We start from the raw sequence: 18249 nt of genomic DNA, 5'->3' as shown, positions 1-18249 counted from the left end.
GTGACCGGCACCCGATACGGGACTGGTACCGGCGCGCGGCGCCGGTGCATGCCGGGAATCACTTCGAGGTCTTCAGCACCGCCTCCATGACGCTCTTGGCGATGGGAGCGGCCAGCTTGCCGCCGGCGATGTCGTCGCGCATGGTGTTGGAACCCTCGATGACAACAGCGACGGCGACCGGCGAGCCGTCACCCTTCTTGGCGTAGGAGATGAACCACGCGTAGGGGTTGCCGCTGTTGTCCACACCGTGCTGGGCGGTACCGGTCTTGCCGCCGACCTTGACGCCGTCGATCTTCGCCTCGGTTCCGGTGCCCTCCTCGACGACCGTCTCCATGGCGCTCTGCAGGTTCTGCGCGTGCTCCGGGGTGAGCGGGCGGTTCATCTCCCGGGGCTGGTGCGTCTCGATGACGTTCAGGTTGGGCGCGCGCAGCTTGTCCACCATGTACGGCTCCATGAGCTTGCCGTTGTTGGCGACGGCGGCGGCGACCATGGCCATCTGGAGCGGCGTGGCGCGGTTGGACGCCTGGCCGATGCCCGCCATGGCGTTCTGCGGGCGGTTGTCCTCGGGGTAGACGCTCTTGGAGACGCCGACCGGGACCGTCAGGTCGGCGTCGTTGAAGCCGAACTTGTTGGCCTGCGCGATCATGTCCTTGTTGCCGAGATCGGCGCTGATCTTGCCGAAGACGCTGTTGCAGGACCACTGGAGGGCAGCCCGCATCGAGACGTTGTCGCAGGGCATCGTCGTCTCGTTCGTCAGCTGCACGTTCCGGGTGTCCGGCAGCGTCCACTTCTTCGGCGAGTTCGTCTTCTGGTCGACGTCCTTGTAGAGCCCCTTCTCCAGGGCCGCGGCGGCCGTGACGACCTTGAACGTCGAACCGGGCGGGTAGGTCTCCCGCAGCGCCCGGTTGAGCATCGGCTTGTTCTTGTCGTCGTTGAGCTTCGTCCAGTTCTCGCCGTCGTTGGCGCCGGCCACCATCGACGGGTCGTACGACGGGGTGGAGGCGAGCGCCAGGATCTTGCCGGTGCGCGGGTCGATGGCGGCGACCGCGCCCTTCTTGCTGCCCAGGCCCTTGAAGGCGGCTTCCTGGGCCTTGCTGTTGAGGGTAGTGATCACGTCACCACCCTTTTTGCCCTTGCCGGTGATCATGTCGATCGTCCGGTTGAAGAACAGCCGGTCGTCGTCACCGGTGAGGATCTTGTCCTCGACGCCCTCCAGGAACGTGGGCTTGTAGACCTGCGAGCTGAAACCGGTGACCGGCGCCCACATCTCGCCGTTCTTGTACGTGCGCTTGTACTTGTAGTTGATGCCGTTGACTTCTTTGGAGCCGGTGATCTCCTGGCCGTCCACGATGATGTTGCCGCGCGGCTGGCTGTAGCGGGCGATGTTGACCCGCATGTTGTTCTTGTCGTTCTTGAGCTCGTCGGCCTGAACGAACTGGAGCCAGTTGCCGCGGACCATCAGCGCGAGGATGAGGAGTCCGCAGAAGATCGCGATCCGGCGCACGGGCTTGTTCACGGTCGGACCACCTGGGTCATCTCGGCATCGGGGTTGGTCACGGGGGTGGGAGCGGGGCGCCGCGCCGCATCACTGATCTTCATGAGGATGGCGATGAGGGCCCAGTTGGCGATCACGGAGGATCCGCCCTGTGCGATGAACGGCATGGTCATACCGGTCAGCGGGATCAGGTTGGTCACACCGCCGGCGACCACGAAGACCTGGATCGCGAAGGCGCCGGAGAGGCCGATGGCCAGGAGCTTGCCGAACGGGTCGCGGGCGGCCAGGGCGGTGCGCACGCCGCGCTCCACGATCAGGCCGTAGATCAGCAGGATGGCCATGAGGCCCGCCAGGCCCAGCTCTTCGCCCACGGTGGCGAGGATGAAGTCGGAGTTGGCGGCGAAGCCGATGAGGTCGGAGTGGCCCTGGCCCCAGCCGGTGCCGGAGACGCCGCCCGAGCCGAAGGACCACAGGGCCTGCATCGACTGCTCGGAGTGGCCCCAGACGCCCTTCTTGCTCATGAGGTATTCGCCCATGGGGTCGAGCCACGCCTGGACGCGCTGCTGCACGTGCGACTCGAAGGAGGCGACGCCCACCGCGCCCGCGGCGGACATCAGCAGGCCGAAGACGATCCAGCTGGTGCGCTCGGTCGCGACGTAGAGCATCACGACGAAGATGCCGAAGAAGAGCAGCGACGTACCGAGGTCGGTCTCGAAGACCAGGATCAGGATGCTGAACGCCCAGACGGCCAGGATCGGCCCGAGGTCACGGCCGCGCGGCAGGTACATGCCCATGAAGCGGCGGCTCGCCAGGGCCAGCGCGTCGCGCTTGACCATCAGGTAGCCGGCGAAGAACACGGCCAGCACGATCTTGGCGAACTCACCGGGCTGGAGCCCGCCGAGGCCCGGGATCTTGACCCAGATCCGGGCGCCGTTGACCGACGGGAAGAACATCGGGGAGATCAGCAGGGCCAGCGCCAGCGCCATGGAGATGTAGGTGTAGCGCTGGAGCACCCGGTGATCCTTGAGGAAGATCACCATGGCGACGAACAGGCCGATCCCGAGTGCCGAGAACAGCAGCTGATTGGTCGCCGCGGGAGCGAACGTGGGCACCTTCTGGAAGCGCGGTGACTGGTCCAGCCGCCAGATGACGACCAGCCCGATCCCGTTGAGGACCGTGGCCAGCGGCAGCAGCAGCGGATCGGCGTACGGGGCGAACTTCCGCACCACGAGGTGGCCGACGCCGGCCAGCAGGCCGAGGCCCATGCCGTAGCCGAGCATCCCGGACGGCATCTCGCCGTCCAGCGCCAGGCCCACGTTGGCGTACGCGAAGCAGGGGAGGATGACGGCGAAGGCGAGCAGCAGCAACTCGGTGTTGCGCCGACTCGGCTGGCCCGCCGTGCTGACGGTGGTGGTGGAAGTGGTGTTCGGCATGGGTGGGATGGCTGACACGTCGCTGGCCCCCTACAGACTTACTGCTGGGAGCCGTTGCACTGCGCTGCCACTTTCTGCTCTTCCTCGCTGAGGGTGGGGCCGGGGGCCGGGGTCGGCGCGGTCTGGAGCGTGATGCCCGCCGCTCCACCGGTCGGCACGGGGGTGGGCTTGCCCGGAGGTGTCTTGCCGGCGTCCGGTTTGCCGGCGTCGGGCTTGGCCGTCTCGGGCTTCTGGCTCTCCCGCTGCCGGCGCTCTGCCTTCTGCTGCTCGTCCTTCTTCTTGCAGGCGCTGGCCAGCGTGCCGAGGTCCTTGACCTTCTGCACGGCCTGGTCGCGGCTGCCCACCGCGATCGTGTCCTCCACCCGGCCGCGCTGGTCGACGGGGAGGTACTTGAGTTCGATCTCGGGGTGGTCCTGGTACAGCTTGCTGAGGCTGATCCAGGCGAGGTCCTGGTTGATGCCCTGGTAGAGCGCGACGTGGGTGCTGTCCTTGGCCGCCACGTAGTACTGCGTCTGCGTCCACTGGTAGCCGCCGTAGAGGCCGCCGCCGACGACGCCGAGCACCACGGCGATGATCAGGGAACGCTTGACCCAGCCACCGCGGCGGCGCGGCCTGCCCGTCTCGACGCCGCTGTCGTCGTACTCGTCGTGGAACGCGCCGAACTCGCCCGCGGGGGCCTCGCCCGCCGCCGGGCCGCTGCCGGGCGGGCCGAAGCCGCCCGCCGGGTCCGGCGGAGGGGTCCGGCCCAGCTCGGAGGCGCGGCCGGCCGGGGTCTGCATGGCGCCGTGGTCGCCCAGCGGGAACTGGTTCTCGGCGACCGCGCCGACGACCACCGGGGTGTCGCTGAGCTGCTGGGCGACGAGGGTGTCCCCGCCGTCCACGTCCAGGACGTCCGCGACGATCACCGTCACGTTGTCCGGGCCGCCGCCGCGCAGGGCGAGCTCGATCAGCTCCTGGACGGTCTCCTGCGGCCCCTGGTAGCTGGCCAGCCGCTCCTCGATCGTCTCGTGGCTGACGACCCCGGAGAGGCCGTCGGAGCAGATCAGGTACCGGTCGCCGGCCCGCACCTCGCGGATGGACAGGTCCGGCTCGACGTGGTCGCCACTGCCCAGCGCGCGCATCAGCAGGGAGCGCTGCGGATGGGTGGTGGCCTCCTCCTCGGTGATCCGGCCCTCGTCCACCAGCCGCTGCACCCAGGTGTGGTCCTGGGTGATCTGGGTCAGGACGCCGTCGCGCAGCAGGTACGCGCGGGAGTCGCCGACGTGGACGAGGCCGAGCCGCTGGCCCGTCCACAGCAGGGCGGTGAGCGTGGTGCCCATGCCCTCCAGCTGCGGGTCCTCCTCGACCATCACGCGCAGCTGCTCGTTGGCGCGGTGCACGGCGGTGCCGAGGGAGGTGAGCAGGTCCGAACCCGGGACGTCGTCGTCCAGCGTCACCAGGGCGGAGATCACCTCGGAACTGGCGACCTCGCCGGCGGCCTGGCCGCCCATGCCGTCGGCGATGGCGAGCAGCCGGGGGCCGGCGTAACCGGAGTCCTCGTTGCCTTCCCGGATCATGCCCTTGTGGGACCCGGCGGCGAAACGCAGTGTCAGACTCATGCGCACCTCGCCAGTCGGCTCCGGGTACAGCCCCTTGCCCACCTCGCTGCCCACCCTCCGGTCGTCATGGTTCCAACTACTTCCGCAGCTCGATGACGGTTTTGCCGATGCGGATCGGCGCGCCGAGCGGGATCGGGGTCGGGGTGGTCAGCCGGGTCCGGTCGAGATAGGTGCCGTTGGTCGAACCGAGGTCCTCGACGATCCAGCGGCCGTCGCGGTCGGGATAGATCCTGGCATGCCGGCTGGAGGCGTAGTCGTCATCCAGCACGATCGTCGAGTCGTGGGCGCGGCCGAGGGTGATGGTCTGGCCCTGGAGGGCCACCGTGGTGCCGGTGAGCGTGCCTTCCGAGATCACCAGCTTGGTGGGTGCGCCGCGGCGGCCGCGGCTCTCCCGGCGGTCGGCGCCCCGGCGCCCGCCGGACTGCTGGCGCTGCGGCGGCGGGGTGGCCTGCTGGGCCGCCCGCTGCGCCGGACGCCCGTCGCCGCCGCGGCGCGAGCCGCGCGCGGTCACCCGCGTGCCGAACAGGTCACTGCGAATGACCTGGACGGCCACGATGACGAACAGCCACAGTACGGCGAGGAAACCCAACCGCATGACCGTGAGGGTCAGCTCTGACATTGCCCCCGCTTCACCCTTCGGCTTGCCGGTAAACGATGGTGGTGCTGCCCACGACAATGCGCGAGCCGTCGCGGAGCGTAGCGCGCGTGGTGTGCTGCCCGTCCACAACGATGCCGTTGGTCGACCCCAGGTCCTGGATGGTCGCGGGGGTGCCGACCCGGATCTCGCAGTGCCTGCGGGAGACGCCGGGGTCGTCGATACGTACGTCCGCCTCGGTGCTGCGGCCCAGCACCAGGGTCGGCCGGGAGATCTGGTGACGGGCACCGTTGATCTCGATCCAGCGCCGTGTCCGCTCCGCCGCGCCGGCTCCCGGCCCGCCCGCGCGGGGCTGGGGACGGGCCGCGCCGGGCGGCGGGGACGACGGCATGGGCGGGGCGCCGGCGGGCTGCGGCGGGTAGCCGCCGCCCTGGGTGGCGGGGGAGGGACCGCCCCGGGGCGCGCCGCCGTAGGGCGCCTGGGGGGCCTGCTGACCGAGCTGCCCCTGGGGCTCCTGTGACTCGCTGGCGGCCAGGGTGCGGCTGCGCACGCGGTACAGGCCCGTGTCGAGGTCGTCCGCTTTCTCCAGGTGGACCTTGATGGTCCCCATGAAGGTGTACCGCTGCTGCTTGGCGTAGTCGCGGACCATGCCGGCCAGCTCGTCGCCCAGCTGCCCGGAGTAGGGGCTCAGCCGCTCGAAGTCCGGGCCGCTCAGCTCCACGATGAAGTCGTTGGGAACGACCGTGCGGTCACGGTTCCAGATGGTGGCGTTGTTGTCGCACTCCCGCTGGAGTGCGCCCGCGATCTCCACGGGCTGGACCTCGGACTTGAACACCTTGGCAAAGGTGCCGTTCACGAGACCTTCGAGTCGCTGCTCGAAGCGCTTCAGTACTCCCACGGGGCACCTCCTTCCCTCGGTGACGCCTGTGATGCCCGGTGCCGTTCCTGTACTGCTTACTGATCGTATCCACGCGTCGGGAAAACAGCTGGTTCCCCTTCGGCGCCAGGAGTGATGAGTGTCGCCCTGGTGCCGCCTCCGAGTTCCCTCACGGGGGATCGTAGAGGCGCCCGAGAGCCAGTGTCCCGCAACCGGCGGGGTCCCCGCCGGTACCCCGGGCACCCTCCGGGGGCGGGCGGCGGCTTACGGGCGTGAAGGCACCCTCCCGAGCGTGCTAATGTTCTGCATGTCGGAAGGCGGTCGCACAAGACCCGGACGGAGAGTCCGAAGAGGGTGCGGAAGCCGGAGGACACACCCAATGCGCGGGTGGCGGAATAGGCAGACGCGCTGGATTCAGGTTCCAGTGCCCGAAAGGGCGTGGGGGTTCAACTCCCCCCTCGCGCACAGCGAGAACAGGCTCCGTCGTGAAAACGACGGGGCCTGTTCTGCGTGTCCGGCGCTGTGCTCCCGGTGCTCCGCGGTGGGCGGAGCACGGTGTGCCGTATCTCTCAGGTGGCCCGGTGGTCAATCCCGGGTGGCCGATCGATCCCGGTTGGTTGCTCAATCCCGGTTGGTCGCTCAATCCCGATCGGTGCCGTAGGCGTTGTAGCGCAGCAGGTAGCCGGCGAAGCGGGCGAGGTCGGTCTCGTCCCAGTCGACGAGGCGGTTCTCGACGGCGGCGCGGCGGCTGGCCGCGACCTGGTCCAGGAGCTCGGTGCCGCGGTCGGTGAGGTGCAGGACCTGGACCCGCTGGTCGTCGGGGTCGGCGCGGCGTTCGACGAGGCCCAGCCGTTCCAGGGCGGCGACCTGGCGGCTGACCGTGGACTTGTCGAGCAGGTAGTGCGCGGCGAGGTCGGTGGCGCGGCAGCCCCGTCGGTCCTGGAGGTGGGCGAGCAGGGTGTACGAGACCAGGGACAGCTCGGGGTGCAGCCGGCCCGCGGTGGCGCGGGCCCGGCGGGCGAAGGCGGTCAGCTCGCGCTGGATGGTGTCCAGGTGATCGGCTCGGTGTGACACGGGAGTCCCTTCCCTCGCTTTTGGTTGTATAGTACAACTGAAGTTAGAAGTTGTATAAGCCAACTATTGTGGAGAGGGTGCCCCATGAGGCCCGCGACGCGCGCCGCGCTCCGGCATGTACTGACCCACCTGCTCACGCCGCTGCTGATGTGCGTCGGCATGGGGCTCGCCTACCTCGGCGCGTTCGCCGACCCGTCGCCGCACGAGCTGCCGGTGGCGGTGGTCGGCTCCGGCCGGAGCGCGACGGAGCTGGCGCGGACGCTGGAGGACCGGGCCGGGGACAAGCTGGCCGTGCACACCGTCGCCGACCGCGCGGAGGCCGTGCGGGAGCTGAGGGACCAGGACGTCTTCGGGGCGTACGTGCCCGGCCGCCGGGCGCCGGAGCTGCTGATCGCCTCGGCCGGCTCGGACACCACGGCCTCGGCCGTGCAGAAGGTGTTCACGCCCGTCGCGGCCCGGCAGGGCGCCCCGCTGAAGGTGACGGACGTGGTGCCGCCGTCGGAGGGCGATCCCACCGGGCAGGGCATCTTCTTCCTGCTCGTCGCGCTGAGCATCGGTTCGTACGCCTCGGTCGCGGTGATCGGCGGGGCCGGGGGCGCGCTGCCGCTGCGGATACGGGCGGCCCTGGCGGCCGTGACCTCGTTGGTGGTGAGCGTGATCGGGGTGGTGCTCGCGGGGCCCGTCTTCGACCTGGTGGACCACGGGATGTGGGGGCTGTGGGGGCTGGCCTGGCTCTACTCGGCCGGTGTGCTGTTCATCGGCACCGGGCTGCACACGTTCCTCAAGCGGTGGACGACGCTCGGCGTGATGGTGCTGTTCGTGATGCTGAACTTCACCAGTGCGGGCGGCGTCTTCCGGCCCGAGCTGCAGAACCGCTTCTTTGCCGGCCTGCACGGCTTCTGGAACGGCGCGGGCTTTGTGGAGGGCACGCGCGGACTCGTCTACTTCGGCCACTCCGGCCTCGGCGGCCACGTGGCGACGCTGCTGGGCTGGCTCGTCGTGGGGCTCGCCGTGCTGGGAGCGGCCTGGGCGGTGGAGCACCGGCGCGGGGTGCGGGCGGCCGCGGGGACAGAGGCCGAGGAGGCCGGGGCCGAGGAGGAGATGGAGGAAGCGGTCGGCGTCTGAGGCGGGAGGGGGGCCGGAGCTCGTAGGCTGGGCGGGTGATGAATCCGGAGACCGACATGCCGTCCGAACCGGGCACCGAACGGCTTGAGCGGGCCGTGCGGGCCGCCGAGCAGGCGCTGATCGAGTTCGAGATCGCGGTGGAGACGTTCCGGGTGGAGGTGGAGAACTTCTCCCGGCTGCACCACCAGCGGCTCGGTCCGCTGTACGGGCGCCTGGACGAGCTGGAGGCACGGATCGCCGAGGCCGTCGCGGCCCGCTCCGGCGACCCGGACGACCTGCGGCGGGCGCGCGAGGCGCGGGCGCTGATCCAGCCCATGCCCGGGGTGGAGGAGCTGCTCGGCGGGTGGATGGACTCCGAGGGGCTGTCGCCCGAGGCGAGCGCGATGCTCACCGGGCAGCGGGTGCGGCCGCCCGAGCGCGTCCGGCCCAGTGACGCGGCCCGCAAGGCGTACCGCGACCTCGTCCGCCGGGCCCACCCCGACCTGGCCACGGACGAGCCGGAGCGGCGGCGGCGCGAGGAGTTCGTCGTGCGCGTCAACGCGGCCTACGCGGCGGGTGACGAGGAGCGGCTGCGCGAACTGGCCGAGGAGTGGGCGGCGGGTCCCATCCCCGGGCAGCGGCGGCCCGACCGGGCCGAGGAGCTCTACGCGCGGCTGGAGTGGCTGGCCCGGCGCAAGGAGCTGCTGGCCGAGGTGGCCGCGGAACTGGAGTCCTCGGCGATCGGCGCGATGATCAAGATGGCGCCCGAGGACCCCGACGGGCTGCTGGACGAGATCGCGGGCGGGCTGCTGGCGCAGATCGCGGAGCGCGAGAGCCGGCTGGCGTCCCTGGTCGGGTAGCGTCGGGCGCATGACTTTTGGTTCCGGGATCCCCACGGTCGGGGTCGACGCCCTCTCCGCCGACGCCTTCCTGCTTGATGTGCGCGAGGCCGACGAGTGGGAGGCGGGGCACGCGGAGACCGCGCTGCACATCCCGATGAGCGACTTCGTCGCGCGGTTCGGCGAGCTGACCGAGAAGGCGCCCGAGGGCGGGCGGATCCATGTGATCTGCCGCTCGGGCGGGCGGTCGGCCCAGGTCACCGCCTATCTCGCGCAGCAGGGGCTGGACGCGGTGAACGTCGACGGCGGTATGCAGGTGTGGGAGGCGGCGGGCCGGCCCGTGGTGGCGTCGGACGGCAGCCCGGGCACGGTCATCTGAGGGCGGCTTCCGAGGTGGGGTGGGGGCGGTGAGCCCCTCCCCCTCCCTGGCTCGCCGGCCGTCGGCCGTTGGCCGGCTTTCATCGGTCGAAGTCGAGCTCCACCTGTTCCGTCGCCGGGTGCGACTGGCAGGCCAGTACGTATCCCGACTCCAGTTCGTCGTCCTCCAGGGCGTAATTGCGGTCCATCCGCACCTCACCGGAGACGAGGAACGCCCGGCACGTCCCGCACACCCCGCCCTTGCAGGCGTAGGGCGCGTCGGGGCGGTTGCGCAGGACCGCCTCCAGCAGGGACTCCCCGTCGCGGACGGGCCACCGGCCACCGCGGCCGTCCAGCGTCGCCGTGACGGTGCTGTGCGTGGGCGCGGCGGAAGGCGGGGCGGCAGGTGACGTCGGGGAAGCCGCCTCCTCCGCGACGTGGAAGATCTCCTCGTGTATCCGCTCGCGCGGCACCCCGAGGCCGCGCAGCGCGTGCTCGGCGCCCATGACCAGTCCGTGCGGGCCGCAGAGGAACCAGCCGTCCACCGAGTCCACCGGGAGCAGCGCGGGCAGCAGGCCGGTCAGCCGCCGTTCGTCGAGCCGCCCGGAGGCCGGGCCCGCCTGCTGTTCCTCGCGGGAGAGGGTCTGGACGACCTGGAGTCGGCCGGGGTAGCGGTCCTTGAGGTCGGCGACCTCCTCCAGGAACATCGTGGAGGCCGTGGTGCGGTCGCTGCGGAGGAGGGTGAAGCGGGCCTCCGGCTCGCGGGCGAGCAGCGTCGTCACGATGGACAGGACGGGGGTGATCCCGCTGCCGCCGACGATCGCGGCGAAGTACCCGGGGCGCGGCTCCAGAACGAACCGGCCGGCCGGTGTCATCACCTCCAGCTCGTCCCCGGCGGTCAGTTCCTTGAACGCGTACGTCGAGAACGCGCCGCCGTCCACGAGCCGGACGCCGACCCGCAGGGCGTCGGGTCCCTCGGGGCCGGGAGCCCGGCCGCAGACGGAGTAGGTGCGGCGTATCTCGGCGCCGGACGCGGAGTGCCGCACGGTGAGGTGCTGGCCCGGCGTGTGGCGGTAGGCGTCGCGGAGTGCGGCGGGGACGGCGAAGGTCACGGCGACCGCGTCGTCGGTGAGCGGTTCGACGGCCGCCACCCGCAGACGGTGGAAGGTGCCGTGGCGTGCCGCTGCCATCAGAGCAACTCCTTGAAGTGGTCGAACGGCTCGCGGCACGCGTCGCAGCGGCGCAGGGCCTTGCAGGCGGTGGAGGAGAAGCGGCTGAGCAGCGTGGTGTCGGTGGAGCCGCAGTGCGGGCAGCGGATGGCGAGCTGTACGGGTATGGGGCCGTCCGGTCCGGAGGGCCGCGGCGGGGCGACGCCGAACTCGGCCAGTTTGCGCTTTCCTTCGGCACTGATGGCGTCGGTGGTCCAGGCGGGCGAGAGCACGGTGCGGACCTCGACGTCGGGTACGCCTTCCCCGTGCAGGACGCGCTCGATGTCGGCGGACATGGCCTCGACGGCGGGGCAGCCGGTGTAGGTGGGGGTCAGGTCCACTTCCACCCGGCCGGGGCCCGTGACGCGCAGGTCGCGCAGGACGCCCAGCTCGTCCAGGGTGATGACGGGCAGTTCGGGGTCGGGGACGGAGCCGGCGAGCGCGCGCAGCCGCTCCTCCAGGGGGGTGAGGTCCCGGGGCTCGGTGAGGTCCCGGGGCTCGTGGGGCGTCGCGCGGTCGGTCACCATGACGCCCCCGGGTGGCTGCGGTGCAGGTGCTGCATTTCGGCCAGCATGCGGCCGAAGGGCTCGGTGTGGATGCCCTGGCGTCCGGCGCCCGCGGTCCAGGCGCCCGTCTGCGGGCCGGTGGGGAGCTCCAGGGTCGCCTTTCGCAGCGTCTCGCCGATCCGCTCCGTCCACGCGGCCCGCAGGGCGGGCCAGTCGACGGCCTCCAGGCCCTCGACGGGCTGGAACAGCTCGCCCGTGTACCGCCACAGGCCGTCCAGGGCCCGGCGCATCCGCCCGTGGCTCTCGGCCGTCCCGTCGCCGAGCCGCAGGGTCCAGTGCTCGGCGTGGTCGAGGTGGTAGGCGATCTCCTTGACCGCCTTGGCGGCCAGCGGGGCGAACGGTCCGTCGCCCTCGGCGAGCCGGGAGTGGAGCAGGTGCTGGTAGGCCGAGAAGTACAGCTGGCGGGCGATGGTGTGGGCGAAGTCGCCGTTGGGCTGTTCGACGAGCTGGACGTTGCGGAAGGCGCGCTCCTCGCGGAGGTAGGCCAGTTCGTCCTCGTCGCCGGCGAGCGAGAGCAGGGTGCGGGCCTGGCCGAGCAGGTCGAGGGCGATGTTGGTGAGCGCGACCTCCTCCTCCAGGACGGGCGCGCGGCCCGCCCACTCCGCCAGCCGGTGCGAGAGGACCAGGGCGTCGTCACCGAGGGCGAGGGCGGCCGCCGCGGGGACGGTGCCGGGGTTCACGGGTGCCGGGTTCACGGGTGCAGCAGGGTTCACGGGTGCGGGGGTCACAGGTGCCGCACCCCCTCGGGGATCTCGTAGAAGGTCGGGTGGCGGTACGCCTTGTCGCCCGCGGGCTCGAAGAACGGGTCCTTCTCGTCCGGCGAGGACGCGGTGATGGCGTCGGAGGGCACCACCCAGATCGAGACGCCCTCGGAGCGCCGGGTGTAGAGGTCCCGGGCGTTGCGCAGGGCCATCTGCGCGTCGGGGGCGTGCAGGCTGCCGGCGTGGGTGTGCGAGAGGCCGCGCCTGCTGCGGACGAACACCTCCCACAGGGGCCAGTCGGTGCCGCTCATGCCGTTGCCTCCGGGTGGTCGGTGGTGCCGTGCTCGGTGGTGTCGTGGGCGGGGCGGTGGGGCGGGGCGGCGGCGTGCCGGGCGGCGTACGCGGCGGCCGCGTCCCGCACCCAGGCGCCCTCCTCGTGGGCCTCGCGGCGGCGGGCGAGCCGTTGTTCGTTGCAGGGGCCGTTGCCGCGCAGGACCTCGTTGAACTCGTCCCAGTCGATGGCGCCGAAGTCGTAGTGGCCGGTCTCCTCGTTCCACCGCAGGTCCGGGTCGGGCAGGGTGAGGCCCAGGGATTCGGCCTGCGGGACACAGATGTCGACGAAGCGGCGCCGCAGTTCGTCGTTGGAGTGCCGCTTGATCCTCCAGGCCATGGACTGGGCGGAGTGCGGGGATTCGCCGTCGGGCGGGCCGAACATCATCAGCGACGGCCACCACCAGCGGTCCACCGCGTCCTGGGCCATCGCGTGCTGTTCCGGAGTGCCGCGGCTGAGGGCGAGCAGCAGCTCGTAGCCCTGGCGCTGGTGGAACGACTCCTCCTTGCAGACCCGGACCATGGCCCGGGCGTACGGCCCGTAGGAGCAGCGGCAGAGCGGGACCTGGTTGGTGATGGCCGCGCCGTCCACGAGCCAGCCGATGGCGCCGACGTCGGCCCAGGTCAGGGTGGGGTAGTTGAAGATCGAGGAGTACCGCTGACGGCCGGCGTGCAGCTTGTCCAGCAGCTCTTCGCGGCTGACGCCCAGGGTCTCGGCGGCGCTGTAGAGGTAGAGGCCGTGGCCCGCCTCGTCCTGGACCTTGGCCATGAGGATGGCCTTGCGCCGCAGCGAGGGGGCCCGGGTGATCCAGTTGGCCTCGGGCTGCATGCCGATGATCTCGGAGTGGGCGTGCTGGGCGATCTGCCGGACCAGGGTGGCGCGGTAGGCGTCGGGCATCCAGTCGCGCGGCTCGATGCGTTCGTCCGCCGCCACCGCGGCGTCGAACACCGCCTCCAGGGTTCCCGTGTCCACCGTTTCCGGTGCCGTCGTGGTCATGCCGATGCCCCCTCGTCCGGTGCGAACCGTTCGAACGCCGCCGTTCCGCCGGGGCGTGCCATCCCCACCGACCGACCGATCGTTCGGTTCAATGGTGAGGCGGCTCACTGGCCGGTGTCAAGCCTGTGGATAACCGCCTGTGACCGGCTGTGGACAACGGCACAGGGCGGACGGAGGACCCTCGCCGCCGTACGAAGGCCCTATGGCCGCTGCGCCGGGCGCCGTCGGATCGGTACCGTTCGGGTGCGCGGAAGGCGTCCGCGCACGATCGGCGAGCGGAAATCGGGGCGTACATGGACACGGACGACAGCGACGAGCGGGAGGGCGGTGCCGCCGAGCGGGCGGAACCGGCCGCGGCCGCCGGACTGTCGCGGCCCGCACGCTGTGCCGTCGCGTTCGGCGCCCTCATCGTCGCCGTGGTGACGGTGGTGCACATAGGCATCATGTTTCTGCATGTCGCGCCGTCGAACACGATCAGTAAGCAGCATGCCTCGACCATCAACGACTACGTTCTGCCGGAGTTCGAGCAGAACTGGAAGTTCTTCGCGCCGAACCCCCTCCAGCAGAACATCTCCGTCCAGGTCCGTGCCCGGGTCCGCGAGTCCGACGGCAAGGTCACGACCACCTCGTGGACCGACCTCTCCGCCCAGGACGGTGCCGCCATCCACCACAACCCGCTCCCGAGCCACGCGCGGCAGAACCAGCTCCGCCGCGCCTGGGACTTCTACCTCGCCTGGCACGACGACCAGGGCCGGCCCACGGGCACGCGCGGCAACCTCTCCAAGGAGTACCTGCGTCGGCTCGCCGTCTCCCGGCTCGGCCTCGACCTCGACCGCGAGGGGAAGCGGCTGGAGAGCGTCCAGCTCCGCTCCGTGACCACCAACGTCGCACCGCCGCCCTGGAACAAGGACCGGACGGTCGCCGACCCGGCCCGTCGTGAGCTGGCCTGGTGGCACGTCACCGCCGATGACCTCAAGGTGGTGCGGGCCCTGTGAACGTCTCCTCGCTGCGCGCCTCCTGCGCCGACGCCTACGCCCGGGTCACCGGGTCCTCCCTCGGCCCGTACCAGACGGCGCTGATACGGATCGGGTTCTCCTTCACCTGGCTGTTCTTCCTGGCCCGCGAGTGGGTCAACAGCCAGGAGCTGTACGGGCCCGACGCCCCCTGGAGCTGGGAGCTGGCCCGGCGGCTGACCGACGAGAACCACGCCTTCACGGTGCTCGTGTGGTCCGGGAGCGGCTGGTGGTTCCAGCTGGTCTACCTCTTCGCGATGGCCAGTGCCCTCCTGCTGATGCTGGGCTGGCGGACCAGGACCATGTCGGTCCTCTACATGATCGGCCTGCTGTCGCTGCAGAACCGCAGCGTCTTCGTCGGCGACGGCGGGGACAACGTCCTCCACCTGATGGCGATCTACACGGTGTTCACCCGCTGCGGCCAGGTGTGGTCGCTCGACGCCCGGCGCGCGAAGCGCCGGGCGGCGGCCGCCGGCGACGAGGCGGCGGCAGGGGAACGGGACATCACGGGGATCGTGCTGTGGGCGCTCTGCGGCCTCGCCCTGGTCCTCGCGACGGCGGACGCCGACACCCGGCTGGAGTGGACGGAGAACGGGCCGGTCCCGGGCATCGGCTGGGCCATGGCGCTGTGGGCCCTGTGGTGCGGGCACGGCCTGTGGTGGGCCGTGCGGCGGTACGGAGGCACGGAGCCGCGCCAGGTCATGGCCGCGTTCGGGCACCTGATGCACAACGCCGCCCTGCTGGTGATCCTCGCCGAGGTCTGCCTGATCTACGGTGCGGCAGGCTGGTACAAGGTGCAGGGCACGCTCTGGCAGGACGGCACCGCGCTCTACTACCCCCTGCACCTCGACTACTTCTCCCCGTGGCCCGGGCTGTCGCACCTCCTCGCCGCCAGCGGCACCGTCGTGATGCTGCTCGGCTACGGCACGGTGGCGCTCCAGGCGGCCTTCCCCTTCACCCTGATCAACCGACGGGTGAAGAACGTCCTCCTGGCGCTGATGATGGCCGAGCACCTGGGCATCGCCGTCCTCCTCGGACTGCCCTTCTTCTCCCTGGTGATGATCTTCGCGGACGCCGTGTTCCTGCCGACGACCTTCCTCCGGCGCGTGGGCGGTTCTGTCTCGCGGACCGCGGCGCGCTCCTGGGGCCTGCTCGTCCGGTTCAACCGGCGCGAGATCCCGGCCCAGCGCGGGCGCGCGGCGGCCGGGCCGGAATCGGCGGACCGTGCGGACGGCGACGCCGAGCTGTCGGCGGGAGCCGGTGCCGGACGTCCGCCGGGGCCGTGAGTGCCCAGGTCAGCGCCGTAGGCTGAGCGCATGACCGAGGACGCGACCGGTATCGCCGTGCGGCAGTGGGGCGAGCTGGCCCCCGGTGCCGTGCTGCTCGACGGATTCCACGCCATCAAGCACGCCCTGCGCTTCGGGGCCCGCGTCGGCCCGGCGCTCACCTGCGACAAGGCCGGCGTCCTGGCGCTCGCCGACCGGCTGGCCGACGACGTGACCGACGCGCTGCGCGGCCTCCTGGTCGAGGTGGACCGGGCGGTCCTGCGCGGGCTGGTCCCCCGGGGCCACACCACCGAGGTCGCCGCGCTGGCCGCCCGGCCGGCCCGGGAGGACAACCTCGCCGCGCTGGCCCGCCTGCCCCGGCGCGCGCCCGTCGTCCTCCTCGACAACCCGCGCAACCTCGGGAACGTCGGCGCCGTGATCCGGCTGGCGGCCGGGTTCGGCGCGACCGGCGTGGTGACCACCGGTGACCTCGACCCGTGGCACCAGAACGCCGTCCGGGCGGGCGCGGGACTGCACTACGCCACGGCCGTCGAGCGGGTGGAGCCCGACGGCCTGCCGCGGGGGCCGCTGTTCGCGCTGGACCCGGAGGGCGAGGACATCCGGTCGGTCGTCCTGCCCGACGACGCGGTGCTCGCCTTCGGCTCCGAACGACACGGCATCTCGGACGAGGTCCGGTCGCGGGCGGACCGGCTGATCGCGCTGCCGATGCGCCCGCAGGTGTCGAGCTACAACCTCGCGACGAGCGTGGCGATGACGCTGTTCCACTGGGGCGGTCCAAAGGCGGGCTGACGGCCTGGGGCGCGCCTCATAAGAAGGCACGCCCTACGGCCTGCAAGGAGGCACGGCCTACCGGAAAGCCTGCCCCACCGGAAGCGTCACGCCTGCCGCCGCACCTCCACCGTCCGGAACCGGCTCGCCACGAACGCCCCGTCGCACAGCGCCGCGTTCGCCGCCGGGTTGCCGCCCGAGCCGTGGTAGTCGGAGAACGCGGCCGTCTGGTTGACGTACACCCCACCGGTGAGGTTCAGCGACAGCTGGGCGCTCTCCTCCAGGCACGCCTGCTCGATCAGCTGCTCCGCCTCGGCCGAGGTCGTGTAGGCGCCGACGGTCATCGCGCCCTTCTCCCGCACGGTGCGGCGCAGCAACTCCACCGCTTCCGCCGTGGAGTCCACGGCCACGGCGAACGACACCGGGCCGAAGCACTCGGAGAAGTACGCCGCCTCGGCGTCCGGCTTGGCGCCGTCGAGCTTGACGATCACCGGGGTGCGGACGGTCGCGTCGGGGAAGTCCGGGTTGGCCACCGTCCGGGAGGCGAGCGCCATTTCGCCGAGCCGGCCGGCCGCCTCGATGCGCTCCTTGACCTGGTCGTTGACGATGGCGCCGAGCAGGGCGTTGGCCCGTGCGTCGTCGCCGAGCAGCTGCTGGACGGCGTCCGCCAGGTCGGCCACCACCGCGTCGTACGTCTTGTGGCCGGCGTCGGTGCCGATGCCGCCGCGCGGGATCAGCAGGTTCTGCGGGGTGGTGCACATCTGGCCGCTGTAGAGGGAGAGCGAGAAGGCCAGGTTGGAGAGCATGCCCCGGTAGTTGTCGGTGGAGTCGACGATCACCGTGTTGACGCCGGCCTTCTCCGTGAAGACCTGGGCCTGGCGGGCGTTGGCCTCCAGCCAGTCGCCGAAGGCGGTGGAGCCGGTGTAGTCGATGATCCGGACGTCCGGGTGCACGGCCAGCGGCCTGGCGATGCCCTCGCCGTCGCGCTCGGCGGCCAGGGCGACGAGGTCGGGGGAGAAGCCGGCCTCGCGCAGCACCTCGCGCGCGATGCGCACGGTCAGCGCGAGCGGCAGGACCGCGCGCGGGTGGGGCTTGACCAGGACGGGGTTTCCGGTGGCGAGCGAGGCGAACAGGCCCGGGTAGCCGTTCCAGGTGGGGAAGGTGTTGCAGCCGATGACGAGGGCGATGCCCCGCGGCACCGCGGTGAACTGCTTGTCCAGCTTCAGCGGGTCGCGTTTGCCCTGGGGCTTGACCCACTCGGTGGTCCGCTCCACCTCGGCCTGCGCGGCGTAGGCGTAGGCGACGGCCTCCAGCCCGCGGTCCTGGGCGTGCGGGCCGCCGGCCTGGAACGCCATCATGAACGCCTGGCCGCTGGTGTGCATGACCGCGTGCGCCATCTCGTGCGTCCGGGCGCCGATCCGCTTGAGGATCTCCAGACACACGAGCGCCCGGTGGCGGGGGCCGGCCTCGCGCCACGGGCGCATGGCGGACCGCATGGCCGGGAGCAGCACGGCGAGGTCGGCGTGCGGGTACTCGATGCCGAGCCGCGGGCCGTAGGGCGAGACCTCGGAGCCGGTCCAGCCGTCCGTGCCGGGCTGGTCGAGCTCGAAGCGCCCGTCGCGCAGGGCCTCGAAGGCCGCCTGCCCGGCGGCGGCGTCCAGGCCGCCCTCCTGGTCGGACCCGTACGCCTTGGGGTGCTCGGGATGCGGGGACCAGTAGGCGCGGGTGCGGATGACGTCGAGGGCCGTATCGAGAGTGGCGGCGTGCTTCTCGGTCAACTGGTCGATGGTGAGTCCGGCAGTCACGGCTGACCAACTCCTCGTCGGGCGGGGCTCGGATGCGGTGGCGGTGAACGCGATGAACGCAGGGAACGCAGTGAAAGCAGTGGAACCAGGTGAAGCGGTGGTGACGGATGCGCACGGGCGGGTGCCGTTGTCGTACCCGCCAGATACATTAACCGAACGATCGGTCGGGACAAGGGGGCCCGGCGAATCCGGGACCACCTCAT

Annotated in this window: 18 protein-coding genes and 1 tRNA gene; 7 read left to right on the top strand and 12 right to left on the bottom strand. The window is 71.4% G+C overall.

What is annotated here, in order from left to right:
• Positions 1–58: 58 nt before the first annotated feature.
• The 5 genes from HN013_RS08195 to HN013_RS08175 form a co-directional block, all read right to left on the bottom strand.
• Positions 59–1516, bottom strand: a complete 1458-nt coding sequence (locus HN013_RS08195; protein ID WP_171164617.1) for a penicillin-binding transpeptidase domain-containing protein — start codon at positions 1514–1516, stop codon at positions 59–61.
• A complete protein-coding gene (locus HN013_RS08190) occupies positions 1513–2928 on the bottom strand; it encodes an FtsW/RodA/SpoVE family cell cycle protein (RefSeq protein WP_171164615.1) in 1416 nt (471 codons plus the stop codon). The genes HN013_RS08195 and HN013_RS08190 overlap by 4 nt, the downstream gene beginning before the upstream one ends.
• A gap of 38 nt (positions 2929–2966) precedes the next feature.
• The gene (locus tag HN013_RS08185; RefSeq protein WP_171164613.1) at positions 2967–4526 is read right to left on the bottom strand and encodes a protein phosphatase 2C domain-containing protein; all 1560 of its coding nucleotides are present in this window, start codon (positions 4524–4526) and stop codon (positions 2967–2969) included.
• A 76-nt stretch (positions 4527–4602) separates the two neighbouring features.
• Entirely contained in the window at positions 4603–5145 is a 543-nt protein-coding gene (locus HN013_RS08180) for an FHA domain-containing protein (protein ID WP_171164611.1), read from the bottom strand.
• 10 nt (positions 5146–5155) lie between these two features.
• Positions 5156–6019, bottom strand: coding sequence for a DUF3662 and FHA domain-containing protein (locus HN013_RS08175; protein ID WP_171164609.1), 864 nt, complete (start codon positions 6017–6019; stop codon positions 5156–5158).
• Positions 6020–6379: 360 nt separating this feature from the next.
• Between HN013_RS08175 and HN013_RS08170 the strand changes: the two genes are divergently transcribed.
• Positions 6380–6463: transfer RNA gene (locus HN013_RS08170), tRNA-Leu, on the top strand.
• A gap of 174 nt (positions 6464–6637) precedes the next feature.
• Here the strand turns inward: HN013_RS08170 and HN013_RS08165 are convergent.
• Positions 6638–7072, bottom strand: a complete 435-nt coding sequence (locus HN013_RS08165) for a MarR family winged helix-turn-helix transcriptional regulator (protein WP_171164607.1) — start codon at positions 7070–7072, stop codon at positions 6638–6640.
• A gap of 84 nt (positions 7073–7156) precedes the next feature.
• Here HN013_RS08165 and HN013_RS08160 point away from each other — a divergent pair, with 84 nt between their 5' ends.
• The 3 genes from HN013_RS08160 to HN013_RS08150 are packed head-to-tail and all read left to right on the top strand — an operon-like array spanning position 7157 to position 9394.
• Positions 7157–8197: a hypothetical protein gene (locus HN013_RS08160; RefSeq protein WP_171164606.1), complete on the top strand. Its 1041-nt coding sequence runs from the start codon at positions 7157–7159 to the stop codon at positions 8195–8197.
• A gap of 56 nt (positions 8198–8253) precedes the next feature.
• Positions 8254–9036 (top strand): hypothetical protein, encoded by a 783-nt coding sequence (locus HN013_RS08155; protein ID WP_249374834.1) that lies wholly within the window; start codon positions 8254–8256, stop codon positions 9034–9036.
• 10 nt (positions 9037–9046) lie between these two features.
• Entirely contained in the window at positions 9047–9394 is a 348-nt protein-coding gene (locus HN013_RS08150) for a rhodanese-like domain-containing protein (RefSeq protein ID WP_171164602.1), read from the top strand.
• Between the two features lie 79 nt (positions 9395–9473).
• On the opposite strand, the gene HN013_RS08145 is transcribed toward HN013_RS08150, so the two are convergent.
• Genes HN013_RS08145 through paaA form a run of 5 tightly spaced genes read right to left on the bottom strand, consistent with a single transcriptional unit; the run spans position 9474 to position 13174 of the window.
• A complete protein-coding gene (locus HN013_RS08145; protein ID WP_171164600.1) occupies positions 9474–10562 on the bottom strand; it encodes a 2Fe-2S iron-sulfur cluster-binding protein in 1089 nt (362 codons plus the stop codon).
• Positions 10562–11107: a 1,2-phenylacetyl-CoA epoxidase subunit PaaD gene (gene paaD, locus HN013_RS08140; RefSeq protein ID WP_171164598.1), complete on the bottom strand. Its 546-nt coding sequence runs from the start codon at positions 11105–11107 to the stop codon at positions 10562–10564. Before paaD ends, HN013_RS08145 begins: the two co-directional genes overlap by 1 nt.
• Positions 11101–11841 (bottom strand): 1,2-phenylacetyl-CoA epoxidase subunit PaaC, encoded by a 741-nt coding sequence (paaC, locus tag HN013_RS08135; protein ID WP_312018541.1) that lies wholly within the window; start codon positions 11839–11841, stop codon positions 11101–11103. Before paaC ends, paaD begins: the two co-directional genes overlap by 7 nt.
• A gap of 29 nt (positions 11842–11870) precedes the next feature.
• Positions 11871–12158: a 1,2-phenylacetyl-CoA epoxidase subunit PaaB gene (paaB, locus tag HN013_RS08130; RefSeq protein ID WP_171164596.1), complete on the bottom strand. Its 288-nt coding sequence runs from the start codon at positions 12156–12158 to the stop codon at positions 11871–11873.
• Positions 12155–13174, bottom strand: a complete 1020-nt coding sequence (gene paaA / locus HN013_RS08125) for a 1,2-phenylacetyl-CoA epoxidase subunit PaaA (RefSeq protein ID WP_171164595.1) — start codon at positions 13172–13174, stop codon at positions 12155–12157. The genes paaB and paaA overlap by 4 nt, the downstream gene beginning before the upstream one ends.
• Positions 13175–13467: 293 nt before the next feature.
• Between paaA and HN013_RS08120 the strand changes: the two genes are divergently transcribed.
• From HN013_RS08120 to HN013_RS08110, 3 genes are read left to right on the top strand one after another with little or no spacing between them, the layout of a single operon-like run.
• Positions 13468–14169 carry a DUF5819 family protein gene (locus HN013_RS08120; protein ID WP_171164593.1) on the top strand — a complete coding sequence of 234 codons (702 nt, stop codon included), beginning with the start codon at positions 13468–13470 and terminating at the stop codon, positions 14167–14169.
• Positions 14166–15473, top strand: coding sequence for an HTTM domain-containing protein (locus HN013_RS08115; protein WP_212764095.1), 1308 nt, complete (start codon positions 14166–14168; stop codon positions 15471–15473). Before HN013_RS08120 ends, HN013_RS08115 begins: the two co-directional genes overlap by 4 nt.
• Positions 15474–15503: 30 nt before the next feature.
• Positions 15504–16262 (top strand): RNA methyltransferase, encoded by a 759-nt coding sequence (locus HN013_RS08110; RefSeq protein WP_171164591.1) that lies wholly within the window; start codon positions 15504–15506, stop codon positions 16260–16262.
• 86 nt (positions 16263–16348) lie between these two features.
• Here HN013_RS08110 and paaN read toward each other — a convergent pair whose 3' ends face one another.
• A complete protein-coding gene (paaN, locus tag HN013_RS08105) occupies positions 16349–18046 on the bottom strand; it encodes a phenylacetic acid degradation protein PaaN (RefSeq protein ID WP_171164590.1) in 1698 nt (565 codons plus the stop codon).
• Between the last annotated feature and the right edge of the window lie 203 nt (positions 18047–18249).

Origin of the sequence: Streptomyces sp. I05A-00742 (assembly GCF_013055795.1) — a bacterium.
Lineage (GTDB): Bacteria > Actinomycetota > Actinomycetes > Streptomycetales > Streptomycetaceae > Streptomyces.
Note: the sequence above shows the minus strand (reverse complement) of the source record. Positions and strands in the feature narration are given on the sequence as shown.

What these genes read in the sequence shown, in the direction of transcription:
- paaD (WP_171164598.1), bottom strand. Translation starts at nt 11,107, where the DNA reads ATGGTGACCGACCGCGCGACGCCCCACGAGCCCCGGGACCTCACCGAG.
- HN013_RS08160 (WP_171164606.1), top strand. Translation starts at nt 7,157, where the DNA reads ATGAGGCCCGCGACGCGCGCCGCGCTCCGGCATGTACTGACCCACCTG.
- HN013_RS08185 (WP_171164613.1), bottom strand. Translation starts at nt 4,526, where the DNA reads ATGAGTCTGACACTGCGTTTCGCCGCCGGGTCCCACAAGGGCATGATC.
- HN013_RS08120 (WP_171164593.1), top strand. Translation starts at nt 13,468, where the DNA reads ATGGACACGGACGACAGCGACGAGCGGGAGGGCGGTGCCGCCGAGCGG.
- paaB (WP_171164596.1), bottom strand. Translation starts at nt 12,158, where the DNA reads ATGAGCGGCACCGACTGGCCCCTGTGGGAGGTGTTCGTCCGCAGCAGG.
- HN013_RS08155 (WP_249374834.1), top strand. Translation starts at nt 8,254, where the DNA reads ATGCCGTCCGAACCGGGCACCGAACGGCTTGAGCGGGCCGTGCGGGCC.
- HN013_RS08150 (WP_171164602.1), top strand. Translation starts at nt 9,047, where the DNA reads ATGACTTTTGGTTCCGGGATCCCCACGGTCGGGGTCGACGCCCTCTCC.
- paaA (WP_171164595.1), bottom strand. Translation starts at nt 13,174, where the DNA reads ATGACCACGACGGCACCGGAAACGGTGGACACGGGAACCCTGGAGGCG.
- HN013_RS08145 (WP_171164600.1), bottom strand. Translation starts at nt 10,562, where the DNA reads ATGGCAGCGGCACGCCACGGCACCTTCCACCGTCTGCGGGTGGCGGCC.
- HN013_RS08180 (WP_171164611.1), bottom strand. Translation starts at nt 5,145, where the DNA reads ATGTCAGAGCTGACCCTCACGGTCATGCGGTTGGGTTTCCTCGCCGTA.
- HN013_RS08110 (WP_171164591.1), top strand. Translation starts at nt 15,504, where the DNA reads ATGACCGAGGACGCGACCGGTATCGCCGTGCGGCAGTGGGGCGAGCTG.
- HN013_RS08190 (WP_171164615.1), bottom strand. Translation starts at nt 2,928, where the DNA reads ATGCCGAACACCACTTCCACCACCACCGTCAGCACGGCGGGCCAGCCG.